This window comes from Reyranella sp., assembly GCF_004297405.1.
Classification (GTDB): Bacteria; Pseudomonadota; Alphaproteobacteria; order Reyranellales; family Reyranellaceae; genus Reyranella.
This window is the reverse complement of the sequence record NZ_SCVC01000035.1, coordinates 36,875-51,359: the sequence shown is the minus strand read 5'-3', so window position 1 is coordinate 51,359 and position 14,485 is coordinate 36,875. Positions and strand designations below refer to the sequence as shown.

At 64.4% G+C, this 14,485-nt stretch carries 12 protein-coding genes; 7 read left to right on the top strand and 5 right to left on the bottom strand.

Annotated features, from left to right (window positions below; translation table 11 throughout):
• Positions 1 to 25 precede the first annotated feature (25 nt).
• Together EPO50_RS22945 and EPO50_RS22940 are read right to left on the bottom strand one after the other, a co-directional pair.
• A complete protein-coding gene (locus tag EPO50_RS22945; RefSeq protein WP_296347859.1) occupies positions 26 to 988 on the bottom strand; it encodes an OmpA family protein in 963 nt (320 codons plus the stop codon).
• A 158-nt stretch (positions 989 to 1,146) separates the two neighbouring features.
• Complete coding sequence (locus EPO50_RS22940; protein ID WP_296347857.1) at positions 1,147 to 1,788, bottom strand: glycoside hydrolase family 73 protein; 642 nt, start codon at positions 1,786 to 1,788, stop codon at positions 1,147 to 1,149.
• A gap of 390 nt (positions 1,789 to 2,178) precedes the next feature.
• Here EPO50_RS22940 and tagH point away from each other — a divergent pair, with 390 nt between their 5' ends.
• The 7 genes from tagH to EPO50_RS22905 are packed head-to-tail and all read left to right on the top strand — an operon-like array spanning position 2,179 to position 11,631.
• Positions 2,179 to 3,468: a type VI secretion system-associated FHA domain protein TagH gene (gene tagH, locus EPO50_RS22935; protein WP_296347855.1), complete on the top strand. Its 1,290-nt coding sequence runs from the start codon at positions 2,179 to 2,181 to the stop codon at positions 3,466 to 3,468.
• Complete coding sequence (tssJ, locus tag EPO50_RS22930; RefSeq protein WP_296347853.1) at positions 3,468 to 3,917, top strand: type VI secretion system lipoprotein TssJ; 450 nt, start codon at positions 3,468 to 3,470, stop codon at positions 3,915 to 3,917. The genes tagH and tssJ overlap by 1 nt, the downstream gene beginning before the upstream one ends.
• Positions 3,914 to 5,242 carry a type VI secretion system baseplate subunit TssK gene (tssK, locus tag EPO50_RS22925; protein WP_296347852.1) on the top strand — a complete coding sequence of 443 codons (1,329 nt, stop codon included), beginning with the start codon at positions 3,914 to 3,916 and terminating at the stop codon, positions 5,240 to 5,242. The genes tssJ and tssK overlap by 4 nt, the downstream gene beginning before the upstream one ends.
• Before the next feature lie 21 nt (positions 5,243 to 5,263).
• On the top strand, positions 5,264 to 6,649 hold the full coding sequence (gene tssL / locus EPO50_RS22920) for a type VI secretion system protein TssL, long form (protein WP_296347850.1): 1,386 nt from the start codon (positions 5,264 to 5,266) through the stop codon (positions 6,647 to 6,649).
• Positions 6,650 to 6,651: 2 nt separating this feature from the next.
• Positions 6,652 to 10,203 carry a type VI secretion system membrane subunit TssM gene (gene tssM, locus EPO50_RS22915; protein WP_296347848.1) on the top strand — a complete coding sequence of 1,184 codons (3,552 nt, stop codon included), beginning with the start codon at positions 6,652 to 6,654 and terminating at the stop codon, positions 10,201 to 10,203.
• Between the two features lie 7 nt (positions 10,204 to 10,210).
• The gene (tagF, locus tag EPO50_RS22910) at positions 10,211 to 10,807 is read left to right on the top strand and encodes a type VI secretion system-associated protein TagF (protein WP_296347845.1); all 597 of its coding nucleotides are present in this window, start codon (positions 10,211 to 10,213) and stop codon (positions 10,805 to 10,807) included.
• Positions 10,807 to 11,631: a protein phosphatase 2C domain-containing protein gene (locus EPO50_RS22905; RefSeq protein ID WP_296347843.1), complete on the top strand. Its 825-nt coding sequence runs from the start codon at positions 10,807 to 10,809 to the stop codon at positions 11,629 to 11,631. Before tagF ends, EPO50_RS22905 begins: the two co-directional genes overlap by 1 nt.
• Before the next feature lie 31 nt (positions 11,632 to 11,662).
• On the opposite strand, the gene EPO50_RS22900 is transcribed toward EPO50_RS22905, so the two are convergent.
• Genes EPO50_RS22900 through EPO50_RS22890 form a run of 3 tightly spaced genes read right to left on the bottom strand, consistent with a single transcriptional unit; the run spans position 11,663 to position 14,400 of the window.
• On the bottom strand, positions 11,663 to 11,953 hold the full coding sequence (locus EPO50_RS22900; protein WP_296347841.1) for a PAAR domain-containing protein: 291 nt from the start codon (positions 11,951 to 11,953) through the stop codon (positions 11,663 to 11,665).
• Positions 11,953 to 12,552, bottom strand: coding sequence for a hypothetical protein (locus tag EPO50_RS22895; RefSeq protein ID WP_296347839.1), 600 nt, complete (start codon positions 12,550 to 12,552; stop codon positions 11,953 to 11,955). Before EPO50_RS22895 ends, EPO50_RS22900 begins: the two co-directional genes overlap by 1 nt.
• A 12-nt stretch (positions 12,553 to 12,564) precedes the next feature.
• Entirely contained in the window at positions 12,565 to 14,400 is a 1,836-nt protein-coding gene (locus tag EPO50_RS22890; RefSeq protein ID WP_296347837.1) for a type VI secretion system Vgr family protein, read from the bottom strand.
• Between the last annotated feature and the right edge of the window lie 85 nt (positions 14,401 to 14,485).

The window sequence follows — 14,485 nt, the reverse complement described above, 5'->3', positions numbered from 1 at the left end:
CCTTTCCGTAATCCTGTCGCCTGCTTTACTGGACGACGATCTCGACGCGGCGGTTCTGCGGTTCGCGGACGTTCGGGCCGGTCTGCACCAGCAGGCCCTGCTCGCCACGGCCGATAACGGCGATCGCCGTTGCCGGCACGCCATTGCGCACCAGAGCGTCCTTCACGGCGTTGGCGCGGCGGAGTGATAGTGCCATGTTGTACTGCTCCGAGCCCGACGTATCGGTGTGACCCGTTGCTGTGATGCGCGCGTTGCCCTTGCTCCTGTAGGCATCGGACGCCTGCTTGATGACATTCAAGGATGCTTGCGACAGGCTCGAGCTGTCCCAATCGAAGAACACCATGAAGGAAGGCGGTGCGACGGGGGCGGGCGCCGGCGGCGGCGCCGCGGCGGCTGGTGGCGCGAACTTGTACTGCACGCCCATGATCGCCGCAAAGTTGTTGTTGTTGTACGTGACGTTCACGCCGTTGACAGTCACGTTGGGGTTCGTGGTACCGACGTACCGGCCCTCGAGCGCGATGCGCCACTGGCTGTCGATGTTCCAGCCGAGGCCAAGGATGCCTTGATAGGCGAACACAGTGCTGCCCAAGGCCGTGTTGCTGTCCACGAAACCGATGCCGGCGCCGGCGCCGACATAGGGCGTGAAAGCCGAAGCCGGGAAGAAGTCGTAGAGCACCTTGCCCATGATCTGGAGCTGGCCGGCCGTACCGTTGAAATTGGCGATCGGCAGGCTCGCCGTTATGGGGACCTGACCGTAGGCAACTTCGAGTTCGATACGCGGGCCGACAAAGTCGTAGCCCACCAAGCCGCCGACAGCCCAGCCAGTCGAACTGGAAATCGAGCCGCCGGCACTCGAACTCGTATTGAGGAACCAGGCAAGACCACCGCCGGCGCCAACATAGAGACCGGGCAACGGGTTGATTTCCTGAGCGTGACCAGCTGAGGGCAGCAAAATAGCTGCTGCCACGACGCATACTGCCTTCTTCATCGGCGGAGCTCCCCTGCGACGCTGTCTGAAAACACTTTACACGTACCGCGATAGTTTGGCTGCCTGTCTCCCGCGTTCTGTCGCGGCCGAACATCTAGTGTGGCCCAAAAGCCACATATCGTGGTCAACTTTTTGCAACAGTCGTGCTGCTATGCGGCTCAACTGTCGTGCTGCCTCAATTTGTAATTCTCCATCACCCACTTGAGTGTGGTGCCGTATTGCGGATCCGTCGCGTAGACTCCCGTCAGTGCGTCTGCAAATGCCTCAGGGTTCGCGACGACCTGCATCGCCGTCCGATAGGGCGAGCCGGTCGACAGCAATTTTCCGTGCAGTTCAAAAGCTTCCGACAGGCTGGCGAAACGCCGGAACTTGGCGACGATCGTCACGACCTTTCCGTCGATCACCTCCCGCGTCTCGCTTTCGACGGCGGGCTGATTGTCCAGCGCCTTGATGCCGAAAGGGTTGTTGCTGTCCGGCGGCATGGCCGAGCCCCAGGCGCTCTCGACGATCCATTGAGCCAGGGTAATCGAGGCCGGGATCCCGAATCGACGCTGGGACGCCTTGGCCGCGTCGATCACATCCGGGGGAACGATACCGACATGGCCAAACCGGGTCGGCGGCGGCTTCTCCTTCGTCACGAGGGGGCGGGCAGCCAGTGCGTAGTAGGTCGGACTGCCGGGCGCCACGTGGCCGGTCGGCGGGTTCATGTTCATCATGACCGCCTGGAAGGCTTTGATCGCGAGGATGGTGCCCGGGTCCATGTTCCCGGTGACGGGAACCTCGGTGTGCGGCTTGGGCAATCTCTTGTTGAGCAGGGATTGGATAACGAAAACGTCACCAGGACCGTTTACGGCGTCCAATCCCACGGACGTGAAGATGGGCGGAGCGACGCTTCCCACCTCGTCCGTGCTCAAGATGGTCTGCGACGGGACAAGGCACATGGCGACAAATTCTTTCGAACGTCGAGTGACTCTCCTGCGAGATTGGCGGCGCCTGCCTGGGCCGTCAACTCTCAATGCGGCGCTACTTGCTTTCGACGGGTAGTTTCTCAGTAAGAGAATACAACTTTAGGAGGCACCTGGCCAAAGCCGATTGAGCACCGTCCAGTAAGCATTTGGGCCAAATACGATTGCCGGATTGCAGGTTCCACGACTAATATTTTCCGACGTCCGTCAGGAGTGCGCGCTCACGTGACCCTGAAGCTTGCCATGATCCGTTGCCCCGACAGTGTGGCGCCTCAGCGACGCGAGGTCCGCGGCGGAGAGTTCTCCATTGGCAGGGGGCAGGACAACGAATGGGTCATCGCCGACCCCGACCGGCACCTGTCGAAGAAGCACTGCATGCTGGTCTACGGCGGCGGCGAATGGGCGATCCACGATCTCAGCACCAATGGCACGTTCCTCAATCAGGCCAACGATCCCATAGGCCGCGGCGCCGTTCAGAAGGTACGCAATGGCGACCGGATCAAGTTCGGCCTGTATGAAATTGAAATCACGATCGACGAGGAAGAAGAAGAAATCGCCCGCGGGCCCGTGATGCAGCGCGCCGACCATTCTTTCGACGATGCCCGTCCGGTCGACTCCGACTCATTCCTGGACACGCCCAACTCGCCGCTTCTGCCGCCAGATTTCGATCCCATGCACGACAGTGCGGAGCCATTTCCCGGCCTGCCGACGCAGCCGGATCACGCGCCGGCCCTGGACAGCGCCTTCCGCATGCCGCCGGTCTCGATCATTCCCGACGATTGGGATGTCGAGGCGCCAGCGGCCAGACGCCCGCGCCCTGCATCGTCGAGTCCTGCCGCACCCACGCCCAAGGAGCGGGTGCCGAAGGAACAGGCCGCACCTGCTCCACTCAAGCCCGAACCGCCGGCCGCCCGGACGGCCGACGATGCGCGTCTCGCGGCGGCTTTCTTGCGCGGCGTGGGGCTCATCGAGGGGAGCCTGACGAACCCGGAGAAGACGCTGGAGCGCATCGGCGCGGCCCTGCGCGCCACCGTGACCGGGCTGCGGCAAACCCTGATCGCGCGCGCCAGCATCAAGGACGAGTTCCGCATCGAGCAAACGATGATCCGCCCGACGGGCAACAACCCGCTCAAGTTCTCACTCGACGACGATGATGCGCTGGCCACTCTTCTGGGCGAAGGGCGGCGCGGCAGCATGGCGCCGGAAGACGCCATTGCCGAAGCCTTTGCCGATCTTCGCATACACGAATTGGCGACGATCTCTGCGATGCAGACGGCCGTGCGAGTCTTGCTCGCCCAGTTCGACCCCGGCTCGGTCGAGCGCAAGGTGGCGGCGAGTGCATTGCATATCCATCCTGCCCAAAAGAAGGCCGCGGCATGGGAGGCCTTCGTGCAACACCACAGAACCGTAACCCAGGCCCTCTCGGACGATTTCGACAGTGTGTTCGGAAAGGCTTTCGCCCGCGCTTACGAAGAGGCGATCGACAAGCTTGGCTCCGAGAAAGGACCGACCTGATGAATCGCCGATTGCTGCTCGCGACGCCGGCTTTCCTCTTGGTCGCCAATTGCGGTCCGCCCGCTCCCTCGGCGGTCGATCTCACGATCAGGGCCAGCCCCGATCTCAATCGCAACTCGGCCGGTGTGCCGCTGTCTGTCGCCGTGCGCGTTTATGCCCTGAACGCAAGGTCACGGTTCCTCAACGCCGATGCCTATGCCTTGATGGACAAGGAAAGCGCGACACTCGGTGACGAAGGCTCGCGGGTCGAGGAGATCGTCGTCAAGCCGGGCGAGGTGCGCAAGGTCCTCATGGCACCGAAGAGCGATGTACGATTCATTGGTGCGGCCGTCTTGTTTCAGGACATCGATCGGTCACGATGGCGGTCGATCGCCCCGATTGCAGCGAGCGGCCTCACTCGACTTGTGCTCAACCTCGGCAGCAACAGGTCCGAACTGGAGTCAGCATGACCTGGTCGAACCGTGTCGTATGGCTGGAGGGCATGTTCCTTCGGGCGCAGCATTTCCAGCAGCAGGACCGCTGGTTCGAGAACCAATTGCGCGATCGGACGACGTCGCTGCGATCGCATGCCTGGGGCCTGACCGAAGGTGCGATCAACCGCAACCTGTTGACCACAGGCCAGTTCGCCCTGGCGAGCGGTAGCGGCGTGTTCGAGGACGGCACGCCTTTCGCGCTACCGGGCGATGCCGATCAGCCAGCACCGCTCGATCTTCCCGAGACGACGCGCAATGCCGTCGTCTACCTGGCATTGCCGATACGTCAGGCCGGAGCCGTCGAAGTCACGGGCGACGGTTCGACCGAAGGCCGCTATGAGCAAAAGCCCTTCGAGGCCTACGACACGCATTCGGGTTCGCCGCAGCCGGCGGAAGTCCAGGTCGGCAGGTTGCGGCTGCGCTATATGCTCGAGACCGACAATCGCGCCGGCTATCACGGCATCGGCCTTGCCCGCGTGGTCGAGGTTGGCGCCGATCGTCGCGTCATTCTGGACGACCAGTGGATTCCGCCCGCCTTGACTTGCGCCGCGGCGCCACCGCTCTCCGGCTGGATTTCCGAGCTATCGGGAATGCTCAATCAGCGTGGCGAGGCGTTGGCCGCGCGCCTTACGGCGCCGGGCACGCGCGGTGTGGCAGATGTTTCCGATTTCCTGTTGCTGCAATCCATCAATCGCGCTCAGAAGCTGATGGCGCATTGGGCGGGTGACGGCAACGTTCATCCGGTCGATCTCTATGCTGCGCTGGTGCAGATGGCGGGTGACCTGGCGACCTTTACCGAAGCCACGCGCCGCCCTTCGGAGTATCCGACGTATCGGCACGCCGACTTGCAGCGCAGCTTCGCGCTGGTGATTGCCGATCTTCGCCGTTCGCTCTCCACCGAGATAGACCAGACCGCGATCCAGATTCCCCTGCAGAAGCGGGCCTACGGCATCCAGGTTGGCACGATCACCGACCGCAGCATTCTGCGATCCTCGAGCTTCGTCCTGGTTGTCCAGGCGGATATGCCGACCGAATCGGTGCGGCGTCTGTTTCCGGCTCAGGTTAAGATCGGCGCCGTCGAACATATTCGCGAACTGGTCAATGTCGCCCTGCCGGGCATTGCTGTGCGGCCCCTGCCGGTGGCGCCGCGGCAATTGCCGTTCTACGCGGGCGCCACCTATTTCGAGCTCGACCGCAATTCGGCACATTGGAAGGAACTGCAGTCTTCCGGCGGGTTTGCCGTGCATGTCTCCGGCGATTTCCCGAACCTGAATACCGAGCTCTGGGCGATCCGCGGCTGACAGCGGTGATGTGAGGCGAATATGAGTGACAATCCCTTCGCCGAACCAGATGACGACAATAGGACGGTCATTCGTCCTAGCCCCGGCAAGCGCCGGGCCCAGCCTGCTCAACCTGCCGCAGGTCCGGGAGCGGGCGAGCCGCCGCAGCGCCCGGCCGCGGCGCGACCTGCTGCTGCGGTACCCGTGCTGGCCGAAGGAACGGACAACCTCTTCGTCGGCAGCGATGCGCTGGCGGCGGCGGCGGCGCCGCTGCTCCAGCTCATGGCCCGGTTGCGCAATACGGCAAATCCACCGGAGTCCGGTGATCTGCGAGAGCGGACCGTGCACCAGATCAGGCGCTTCGAGCAGGAATCACGGGACAATGGCGTGCCGCTCGAGCAGCTTCGTCCGGCGCACTATGCGTTGTGCGCCAGCCTGGACGACGTCGTGCTGAACACGCCCTGGGGCAACAGTGGAAGCTGGCACGAACGCTCTCTGGTTTCGACGTTCCATCAGGAAGTCCGAAGCGGTGAGCGCTTCTTCGATGTGCTGAAGCAGATGTGCGACAATCCCGGCAAGTTCCTGCCGGTCATCAAGTTGATGTACCTGTGCATGTCGCTGGGATTTGTCGGCCAATATCGCCTCTCCCGACGGGGCGTCGGCGACATCAACCGTATTCGCGAAGAAACCTATGCGGTCATCGCGCGGCAGCAGAAAGCCGCCGATCCGGATCTTGCGCCCCATACCAAGGGCATAGACGCACCTTACAGGCCGGCGCGTGTCCGGCTGCCGGTCTGGGTGGCTGCCTGCCTGGGCCTGGGCATCGTCGCGGCCTTGTTCACCTGGTTCTCGATCGACCTCAACGCTGCGTCCGACGGCATCTATGCGCGCCTGCGCGATGCACCGCCGACCCAGATGCCGACCATCACGCGAACGCCCATCGTCGAGGTGCAGCCTACACCCACGCCCTTGCCGCCACCTGAGCCGACGGTGCTCGATCGTCTTCGCAAGTTCCTCCAGCCGGAGATCGAGCAGGGCCTCGTCGAGGTGACCGGCACGGTCGGCCAACCCCTCATCCGGATTACCGGGCGCGGCATGTTTGCCTCGGGAGCCGCCGCTGTGCAGCCCAGCTTCAAGCCGCTGTTGGACCGCATCGGCCTTGCCCTCAAGGAGGAGCCGGGTTCCGTGCAGGTCATCGGCTACACCGACGATCAGCCCATCCGGACCATTGCCTTCCCATCGAACTTCCAGCTTTCCGCGGCGCGTGCCCAGGCGGCCAGTGCGATCATTGCCACCACCGTTGGCGACAAATCGCGCCTGGCGGCTGAAGGCCGCGCCGATGCCGACCCGATTGCCTCGAACGCCACTGCGGAAGGGCGTGAACGCAACCGGCGCATTGAAATCGTGCTCAATCGGCAAGGCACCTAGCCATGCAAGCGTTCCTGAGAATCATCTGCTCTCGATGGGTCCTGAGCTTCGTCGGCGTCGCAATCCTTGCGCTGTTGATCTGGTTCTTCGGTCCCATGTTCGACCTGCTGCAGGGCTGGCTGCCGCGATTGATCGTCGTGGCCGTCCTGGTCCTCGTCTGGGGCCTGTCGAATCTGCTAATCGACTTTTATCGTCGCCGCCGCGAGCGAAAGCTCGAAAGTGGCGTCGCCGAACAAACCGCCGCTGCCGTGGACGATGGCACCAGCGAGGAGGCGACGGCCCTCCGAGAGCGGATGTCGACGGCGCTCACTTTGCTCAAAAAGGCACGAGGTACGCGCGGCTATCTCTACGAGCAGCCTTGGTACGTCATCATCGGGCCGCCTGGAGCCGGCAAGACGACGGCATTGCTGAACAGCGGTCTGAAGTTCCCGTTGGCGGCCGAGATGGGCCAGGGGCCGATGGCGGGTATCGGCGGAACAAGGCTCTGCGACTGGTGGTTCACCGACAATGCCGTGCTGATCGACACCGCCGGCCGCTACACCACCCAGGACTCGAATGCCGCCGTCGATCGTGCGGGCTGGGATGCGTTCCTGGATATGCTGCGCCGGACGCGGCCGCGTCAGCCGTTGAACGGCGTGATCGTCGGTATAGCCCTCGGCGAGATCGCCAATGCACCTGCCGACGAACGCATTGCCCATGCCCGGGCGATTCGCCTCAGGATCAAGGAACTCGAGAGTCGTCTGCACATTCGCATTCCGGTCTATGCGCTCTTCACCAAGGCCGATCTGATCGCGGGCTTCACCGAGTTCTTCGACGATCTCGATCGCGAGGAGCGCAGTCAGGTGTGGGGCGCCACCCTGCCGCTGACCAAGACCGATCAGGGGCCGGTCGGGCAGTTCTCTGAAGAGCTGCAGCTTCTCGTGGAGCGTCTCAACGAGCGGCTGTTCGATCGCCTGCAAGCCGAACAGAGTCCGGATCGCCGTGCGCTTATCGCGGGCTTCCCGGCGCAGGTCGCGAGTCTCGCCCAGCCTCTGCAAGCCTTTCTCGTCGAGGCGTTCGGTGGGTCGCGTCTCGACCCGGCGCCGTTCCTGCGCGGGGTCTACTTCACCTCGGGCACCCAGGAAGGCACGCCTATCGATCGGCTGACCGGGCTCATGTCACGCGCCTTCGGCCTCGATCAGCGTCGCGCCGCCAGCCTGAAGCCCGAGCACGGGCGCGGCTACTTCCTCGGTCGTCTCGTCTCCAAGGTCATCCTGGGCGAGGCGATGCTCGTCAGCGAGCCGCCGGCCGCCCGCACGCGGCGGCTTGCCGTGCGGGTCGCGTCCTACGCGTTGATTGCCTTGGCAACCCTGGGCGCCACCGGCTGGCTGATCGCCAATCGTTCGGCCGGCGAGAGGCAGATCGCCGTGATGGCCCAGGCGTTGGCCTCCTACGAGAGCATCGCCAAGGAAACGACATTCAGCCCGGTCAATGATTCCGATCTGCCTCGGCTGCTGCCGTTGCTGGACGCCGCCCGCAATCTCGAAAAGGCAGCAGGGAGCGGCGGTGGCATCTTGGCGAACTTCGACCTGTCGCAGGCCGCCAAGCTGCGCGCCGGTGCGGAAACGGTTTATCGCCATGCCCTGGGCTATGCACTGCTGCCGCGTTTGATCTGGCGTCTGGAAGCCCAGATGCGCGGCAACTTCACCCATCCCGACTTCCTCTACGAGGCGACCCGCGTCTACCTGATGCTGGGCGGACAGGGCCCGCTCGACCGCGCTCTGGTCAAGGAATGGATGACCTACGACTGGCAATCGGCCTACGCCGGCGCCTACAACGCGGCGGTACTGACTGGTCTCACCAGCCATCTCGATGCGCTGCTGGCGCGGCCATTGCCAACCGTGCCGCTCGACGATGCGCTGGTCGCTCAGGCGCGCACGGCTTTCAGCCGCGTGCCGCTGGCCGCACGCGTCTATTCGCGCATCCGGCCCTCGGCCGCAGCCCAGGCCTTGCCGTCGTGGAAGCCAAGTGATGCGCTGGGAACTGCGGGCACGCGTGTCTTCATGCGCGCCTCCGGACGCAAGCTGAGCGATGGCGTCCCCGGCTTCTTCACGGTCGACGGCTTCCACAAGGTGCTGCTGCCGGCGCTGGCGACAGCAACGCGCGAAGTGGCATCGGAGAACTGGGTGATGGGGCGGGGAGCGCCAGTTGCGCTGGACGAGCCTCAGCAAAGGGAACTCGCCAACGCTGTCGTGGCGCTCTACCTGGCCGACTATGCCAAGGCATGGGATGCGCTGCTGCAGGATCTGGAGATCGTGCCGCTACGCAGCCTCCCGCAAGCAGCACAGGATCTTTACATCCTGGCCTCGCCACAATCTCCGCTGAAGGAACTGCTCACCGCCGTCGCCCGGCAGCTCACCCTTTCGGAGCCACCGAAACCTGCCAGTGCGGTTGCCGCTGCGGCGACGGACGCCGCCGGGAAAGTTCAGTCGGCGACGACGGCTGCAGTGACCAGCAAGTCGTCGACGCTGTCGTCGCTCCTGACCGGCCAGTCCGGTGGTGGGGCGCCGCCTCTGCCGCCAGGCCACGAGATCGATGAGCGTTACCGGCAATTGCGTGAACTCGTTGCGGCGACGGGCGGCGCACCGATCGACCAGGTGCTGAAGCTCCTCAACGACCTGCAACAGCAACTGGCCAAGCTCGCCGCCGCCCCCGTCGGCAGCACGGCGCCTGCTGGCGCCACCCTGGGCGATCCGTCGCTGGCGCTCCGGGCGGAGGCTCAGCGTCAGCCACCGCCGCTGGCGCGCTGGCTTCAGGCGATGGCGGACTCGAGCACGGCCTTGCGTGGCGGCGGAGCCCGTCAGCAGGTGATTGCCGCCTACAACGGCGCGGGCGGGCCGGCGGCGCTTTGCCCGTTGGCCGTAAATGGGCGCTTTCCGTTCGTGCCCGGCAGCTCGCTCGAGACGCCGCTCGACGACTTCGCCAAGCTGTTCGCACCGGGCGGGCTGATCGACGGCTTTTTCAATACGCAGTTGAGGCCTTATGTCGATACCACGGGCAAGGTCTGGAAGGCGCAGTCGGCCGATGGCGTGGCCGCCCCGGTTTCGGCGGCGGACATTGCCCAATTCCAGCGGGCGGCCGTCATTCGCGACCTCTTCTTTGCGCCGGGGAGCACGACCATCGCCGTGCGCTTCGACATGACGCCACTGCAGCTTGATCCTGGCGCCTCCCGGGTCAGCTTGGAGTTCGACGGCACATCGGTCACTTACGCGCATGGACCTTCGCGATCGACGCAAATCACCTGGCCAGGACCGAACCGCATCCAGAACGTGCGGCTCGTCTTCGATCCGCCGCCGCCCGGCGGCACAGGCGTGCTGGCCGAGACCGGGCCGTGGGCGATGTTCCGGCTGTTCGGCCGCGGTACGTTGCGTCAGGCCGATTCGCCGGAGCGCTATACGCTGACCTTCACCCTCGGCAATCGGGCGGCGACGTTCGAAATCCGGGCGGCTTCGGTGCTCAACCCCTTTGCGCCAGGCGTCCTGCAGGACTTCCGCTGTCCGTCGGTCCGGGACTAGGTGCGCCATGGCGGCACTGCCTCCCCAAGCGAGTGCAGGCCTCTTCGGCAAGCTGCCGTCGCGTGGTGATTTCGTGCGTGAAGGTCTGTCGCGTGACTTCACGGATGCCTGGGATGCGTGGTGGCAGCGCGGTCTGATGGCCACGCAGCGCCGGCCTCGCGAGGAATGGCTGGCGGCCTGGCTGGAGGCGCCGGTTTGGCGTTTCGTCCTGCCGCCCGGCTTGCTCGGCGGCGAGGGCATCCTGGGTCTCTGGTTGCCTAGTGTCGACAAGGTCGGCCGCTACTATCCGCTGACGATTGCGGCAGCGGCCCACAGCGATTGGGCGCCGCACATCGGCGCGATGACGGCGTTTCTGGCGGCCGCGGAAGAGGCCGGACGGGATGCGCTCGAGGTCGATCTTGAGCCGGCGGAGCTGCGGCAGCGTGTTCAGGCGGCGCTGGTGCCAGGAGAGGCGCCGATGCCGGCTGTCGAGGTCGTGCCAGGGTACGCCTCCTGGTGGACCGAAGGCGGCCCCCGCGTTGCGGCACGTTTCGAGACCGGCGCCACGCTTCCGGTAGGGGCTCGTTTCGCTGCGCTCATGGATGACGGTTGGGGGGCTTCGTGATGGCCGACTCTGGGATCGATCAGGACATCGCCCGCTTCGGGAGCTTCTCCTCCTCGGCCGTTACCCATGCCGGGGCGGCAAACCGGCTCAATGAGGATGGCTACGTCAACCGGCCCGATCTCGGGCTCTGGGCGGTGGCGGACGGTGCGGGTGGCCACGAATCGGGAGAGGTCGCGTCGGCCGAAGTCGTCCGCAGCCTGCAGACCATTGGTCCAGGTCTCTCTGCCGCCGAGATGCTGGTCGAGGTGCGCGCCCGCCTCGAGCAGGCGCATGCCCACTTGCGTGAGGCCGCATCGCAGCGTGGTGCCGAAGTATTGATGGCGACGACCATCGTCGTTCTCTTGGCGCGTGACGATCATTTCGCTTGCCTGTGGGCCGGCGATTCCCGTGCCTATCTGATGCGCGGCCATTCGCTCACCAGGATCACACGCGACCACAGCCTGGTTCAGGCGCTGGTCGAAAGCGGGACGATCACCGAAGGGGAGGCGATCGGCCATCCGCACGCCAACATCATCACCCGCGCTGTCGGCGCCGACAGCGACCCACTCGAACTCGAGAAGCGCACTGGCCAGCTTCAGGCGGGAGATCGGCTTCTTCTCTGCAGTGACGGCCTGTGCAAGACCCTATCGGAGGAGCAGTTACTGGAGCTGCTTTCCGGCGACAGCGACTCCGGGGCAGAACGCCTGGTGGCCGCCGCTTTGACGGCCAAGGTGTCCGACAACGTCACGGCGATCACCATCGAGTTCGGCGCCGATCAATCAGCAGCGGCGATGGATGTCACGACGGTGGATGCGTCGCTCTCGACGATGCCGAAGGGCAAGTAAGGAAGGTCTTGATCGGTCAGCTTCCGATCAGTCAACCGATAAGGACCATCGGATAGCCCATGACGACCGTGCCGCCGTGCGCGGTCAAGCTGCCCAATTGAGCCGCCGGCCGCCCGCCCAGCATCACCGTGAAGGATCCCATGACGATGGCATCGGGCGGTCCGACGCAGGTCACTATGTCGCCAACACATGCCGCGGGCATGCCGCCGATCAGCACCGTGGGACAGCCGGGTCCGACAATGGGTCCGCCGACATGCGGGACTAGCACGGTAACCATCGGGCAGACGTGCATGTCGGTCAGGCGCGCTGCGGGCATGCCCATCAGGTTTTCTCCGCATCGATGCGACCGGCACCACCGGCAGCGATATCTTTGGCAGAGACGAGGAAGGCACGGAGTCGTTCTTCGCGTCGCACCGCCGAGCCGCGGACAGCCGACATGGCAACCGCGCCGGCGACGGCGAGCCCCGTGAAGTGCGGCTGCGGCGGCACCTTGGGCACATCTAACGGCGCCATCGAATCACCACTCCAGAAAGCGGCGACGGCGGCCCAGGCCTCGGGGCTTCCAAAGCCGGATTTCTCGGCTTCCTTCATTGCCGCACGGCGTTGCTCGTCGGATTGCCGGCGCACCCACTCTTCGGCGGCGTCGCGGGCCGCAGCTTCGGTCTCGGGATCGGTGCTGGACGAAGCAGTGTGGCGCGAGCAGGCACAGGCCCACCAGACGGCTTCGCGGGCCGGCAAAGCGTGGGCGACAAGCCGCGCCGCCTCGGCCAAAAGACCCGCCCCTTCGAGCCGGCGCAAGGCGTCGGCTGCTTCCTCACACCCTTCGAGTGCCGCGATCGCCTTGGCGTCGAGCTGCAGATGCGGCAGCAAGCGCGAAAGCTCGCCGCTGATCTTGTTACGGGAAGGAGGCTGGGTAGGCATTACGGATATCTGTCAGTTGATCATGAGGATGCCGCCCTTGAGCGTCAGCATCGCGGTGCCTGTGACGGTTGTCATTGTGCCTTTCACCTCCGTCATCACCGTTCCTTCCACTTTCACCATCATGCCCTTCACGGTGACGCCCATCTGATCCAGCTTGATGGAGCTCGATCCGACCTTCAGCGTAATGGAGTCGAGGGCTTCCAGGGTGATCTTGCCGAGGGTGGTCGTGACCGAGACATTGCCCTGGTCCAGCTTGGTGGTCTGATTGCCTCGCTTGAGCGTGACGTCCTCGTTGCCGGTGATCACGACCTTGCGGTCATTCTCGACCGTGAGCTTGTGGTCGTGTTCGACTTCGACCGTCATGTCCTTCTGCGCATGCAGAAAGACCACTTCGTTGCCCTTCTTGTCGTCGACCGAAATCTCGTTGAATTCGTCCGAGCCGCCGCCGGTCGTCGAGCGTGACCGAAAGCCGAGCTTCGTCTTCTCGCCGACGGGAAAGATCGGCTTGTCGTTGCCGTTGTAGAGACCGCCGACGACGATCGGCCGGTCCGGGTCGGAATCCATAAAGGCGACCGCGACTTCCGTGCCCACGCGCGGGATGAATTGCGCGCCCCATTGGTCACCGGCCCAGGGTTGCACGACGCGGGCCCAGTTGCCGCTGTCGGCCGTCGCGTCTGAACGCCAGTCCCAGGGAAAGCGGATCTTTATGCGACCGTAGTCGTCCGTGTAGATCTCCTCGCCGGCGGGGCCGACGACGATGGCGGTGTGCAATCCCTCCATCCGGGGGCGCGGCGTCTCCATCGGCTCCCGCCAGGGCACGGTGTTCGGGAAGGCCGAGAAATTGTTCGAATAGCTCGCCGTCCCATTGTTGGCCTGGGCGGACGTGTCTTCGGCGGTGTGCGTGATTTCCCGGACGACCTGCACGGTCTCGGTGCCATCCTTGTCACGGAACTTGTACTTTCCGCCGGCGAAGAGATTGGCCATTGCACCATTCGCGCCGATCAGGGAAACGGCTGCCTCGGCCGCTTCCATCCGCCGTTTGGCACGCTCCTTGGCCTGCGAGGTGTCGTAGGTCAGGGCTGGCCAATGGAACACGGGACGATGGGCGGTCCCGCCGTGCTTGAGGATCGTGCTCTGCTCGACCTTGAGGTTCTTGCTGGGCGACTCATCGTCGTAGTCGCGCAGGGCTATCTTGCCCTCGGCAAACTCCTCGATCTTCCGGTGTTCGGTGAGCGTGTCTGCCATGTCGCCCATGCCGAGCCGGACGACGGCCTCGGGAATCGTGGTGAACCCGTTGTTGTCGTTCGTGATCACGAGCGTGTGCCCGTCGGACGCATGTTCGAAGAAGTAGTACCAGCCTTCCTCCTCCATGAGCCGGGTCACGAAATCCAGCGCTGTTTCGTTGTACTGCGTGGTTACCTTGCGTTGTGGCGGCTGAGAGTAGAGGCGGAACGCCGTCTTCGTCACACCGGTTTCGTCGAGGATCGTCTTGATGATGTCTTCGGCGGTCTTGTTGAAGAACAGGCGGCAGTCGCTTCGGATGTCGGCGTGTGCAAGCTGCGGCACGAGGACCATGTGATAGAGCGTATCGGTATGGCCCTTTTGTTCGATGACGCCGAACCTGCTGACGATGCCGTGGAAGTAGCGTGTCGCTTCATCGCCATGGTTGACGGCCAGGCAGGCCGGCTTGTTGAGCATCCCGCGCGCATCGATTTTGTCTTCCGCGATCGCCTCGATCTCGAAATGAAAAAGATCGCAGATGATCTCGTGCGCCACCATCCGGATGGGCTGGAGCGGCGACTCGGCCGTGCTCGTGAGCGACAGCAGCGGTTTCGTGTCGTCGGGCATTTGCTACGGCATTCCAGTCGGTAGGGTGCCTAGAAGCCACATCACGGTCGGTTCCCCCGCAAGCCGTCACGGTAACCCAGCTCAA

Coding starts and splice junctions, on each gene's coding strand:
- EPO50_RS22945 (WP_296347859.1), bottom strand. CDS start 988: ATGAAGAAGGCAGTATGCGTCGTGGCAGCAGCTATTTTGCTGCCCTCA.
- tssJ (WP_296347853.1), top strand. CDS start 3,468: ATGAATCGCCGATTGCTGCTCGCGACGCCGGCTTTCCTCTTGGTCGCC.
- tssK (WP_296347852.1), top strand. CDS start 3,914: ATGACCTGGTCGAACCGTGTCGTATGGCTGGAGGGCATGTTCCTTCGG.
- tssL (WP_296347850.1), top strand. CDS start 5,264: ATGAGTGACAATCCCTTCGCCGAACCAGATGACGACAATAGGACGGTC.
- tssM (WP_296347848.1), top strand. CDS start 6,652: ATGCAAGCGTTCCTGAGAATCATCTGCTCTCGATGGGTCCTGAGCTTC.
- tagF (WP_296347845.1), top strand. CDS start 10,211: ATGGCGGCACTGCCTCCCCAAGCGAGTGCAGGCCTCTTCGGCAAGCTG.
- EPO50_RS22905 (WP_296347843.1), top strand. CDS start 10,807: ATGGCCGACTCTGGGATCGATCAGGACATCGCCCGCTTCGGGAGCTTC.
- EPO50_RS22900 (WP_296347841.1), bottom strand. CDS start 11,953: ATGGGCATGCCCGCAGCGCGCCTGACCGACATGCACGTCTGCCCGATG.
- EPO50_RS22895 (WP_296347839.1), bottom strand. CDS start 12,552: ATGCCTACCCAGCCTCCTTCCCGTAACAAGATCAGCGGCGAGCTTTCG.
- EPO50_RS22890 (WP_296347837.1), bottom strand. CDS start 14,400: ATGCCCGACGACACGAAACCGCTGCTGTCGCTCACGAGCACGGCCGAG.